The 2,087-nt window shown below is 72.5% G+C and carries 1 protein-coding gene and 1 pseudogene; both read left to right on the top strand.

The window, feature by feature from the left end; all coding sequences use genetic code 11:
- Positions 1-88: 88 nt before the first annotated feature.
- A pseudogene (locus FV222_RS24190) lies at positions 89-1,078 on the top strand (helicase-related protein); the annotation flags it as partial.
- Positions 1,079-1,419: 341 nt separating this feature from the next.
- Positions 1,420-1,941, top strand: a complete 522-nt coding sequence (ccmE, locus tag FV222_RS24185) for a cytochrome c maturation protein CcmE (RefSeq protein ID WP_147754465.1) — start codon at positions 1,420-1,422, stop codon at positions 1,939-1,941.
- The last annotated feature ends 146 nt before the right edge of the window (positions 1,942-2,087 follow it).

Below are 2,087 nucleotides of genomic sequence, written 5' to 3'. Positions count from 1 at the left end.
GCGGGTTCGGGGTCGCGGGCCTGACGAGGATTTCGACCGCCGCGCCCTTGGCCCCGAGCGCGTGGGGCTGGTGGACGCCGACCCGGTGCTCGCCGCCGGCGAGATCGACATCCTGGTCGGCACCCACGCGCTGTTCCAGGACAGCGTGGTGTTCTCCGATCTCGGGCTGGCGGTGGTGGACGAGCAGCACCGGTTCGGCGTCCACCAGCGCCTCGCGCTCGGGGCCAAGGGCGCGGCGGTGGACATCCTCGTCATGACCGCGACCCCGATCCCGCGGACGCTGGCCCTGACCTGCTTCGGCGACATGGACGTCTCGATCCTCGACGAGAAGCCGGCCGGCCGCCAGCCGATCCGCACGCTCACCATCCCGACCGAGCGCATCGACGAGGTCGTGGCCGGGCTTCATCGCGCGCTCCAGGGCGGCGAGCGCGTCTACTGGATCTGCCCGCTGGTGGCCGAATCCGAGTTCGTCGACCTCGCGGCGGCCGAGGAGCGCTTCGAGGACCTGAAGCAGCATTTCGGCGCCGAGGTCGGGCTGATCCACGGCAAGATGCCCGGCGCCGACAAGGATGCGGCGATGGCCCGCTTCGCCGCGGGCGAGACCAAGGTGCTGGTCTCCACCACCGTGGTCGAGGTCGGCGTCGACGTGCCGGAGGCGACGATCATGGTGATCGAGCATGCCGAGCGCTTCGGGCTGGCCCAGCTGCACCAGCTGCGCGGCCGGGTCGGGCGAGGCTCGAAGGCCTCGTCCTGCCTGCTGCTCTATCGCGGGCCGCTCGGCCAGGTGTCGAAGGCCCGCCTCGAGATGATGCGCGAGAGCGAGGACGGGTTTCGCATCGCCGAGGCCGACTTGCGGCTCCGCGGCGAGGGGGAGGTGCTGGGTACCCGCCAATCCGGCGTCGCGGCCTTTCGGCTGGCCCGCCTGGAGAGCGACGGCGCCCTGCTGGAGGTCGCCCGCGACGACGCGCGGCTGATCGTCGAGCGCGACCCGGCCCTGCGGACGGAGCGCGGCCAGGCCCTGCGGGTGCTGCTCTACCTGTTCGAGCGCGACGCCGCGATCCGCGGCATGGTGGCCGGCCTCGACCGCCGGCTCGCGGCCAAGGGCGGCAGCGTCGACGAATGGCTGCGGCTCGTGCGCTCCTACAGCGCGCTCGGCGATCCGGAGCAGGCCGGCAAGGTCCTGAGCCGCGCGCGGATGGCGCTCGCCGCGGACCCGGGCGCCGCCGAGCGGCTCGACACCCTGGCGAAGGAACTCGGCCTTCCGCTGCGCCCCTGACGATCTGTCCCGGCACGGGCGACTTGACCCGCGGCCCGTCGGAGCCGACATCCGAGAGGATAAGAATGAGGACGGCACGGCGCCGGACCGACCTTCGTGGGTCGTACCGGGGCCGGACCACCCGCCGGGGACGGACTGAACTCGTGACGCGCAAGAGCCGCCGCCTGATCCTGATCGCCGCCTGCGGCGCCGTCCTGGCGCTCGCCGTCGGGCTCATCCTGTCGGCGATGAGCGGGTCGATCGTGTTCTTCCGCTCGCCGACCGAGGTGGCGAACCAGGGCGTCGGCCCCGGGACGCGCTTCCGCCTCGGCGGCCTGGTCAAGGACGGCTCGCTCCAGCGCGGGGCGAACCAGAAGATCGACTTCGCGGTGACCGACACGAACGCGACCGTCCAAGTCCAGTATACCGGCCTTCTGCCCGACCTGTTCCGCGAGGGGCAGGGCGTCGTCGCCGAGGGAACGCTGGAGCCGGGCGGCATCTTCCGCGCCGACACCGTGCTCGCCAAGCACGACGAATCCTACATGCCACGCGAGGTCGCCGACGCGCTCAAGGCGCAGGGGCGCTGGCAGGAGGGCGGCAAGGGCGGAAAGGGCTCCGTGAAGACGGACCCGCCGAAGGCCGCCGACGCCGCACCCGCGACCCTCGGCCCGCGCAGCGAGCGCTGAGCCGATGTCATTGACTCGAGGAACCGCCGCTTGATCGTCGAGGTCGGACATTTCGCGTTGGCGCTGGCGCTGGCGCTCTCCCTGGTCCAGTCGGTGATGCCGATCTGGGCCGCCCGCTCGGGCGACGCCGCCCTGCGGCAGGTGGC

The organism is Methylobacterium sp. WL103, assembly GCF_008039885.1.
Classification (GTDB): Bacteria; Pseudomonadota; Alphaproteobacteria; order Rhizobiales; family Beijerinckiaceae; genus Methylobacterium; species Methylobacterium cerastii.
Note: the sequence above shows the minus strand (reverse complement) of the source record. Positions and strands in the feature narration are given on the sequence as shown.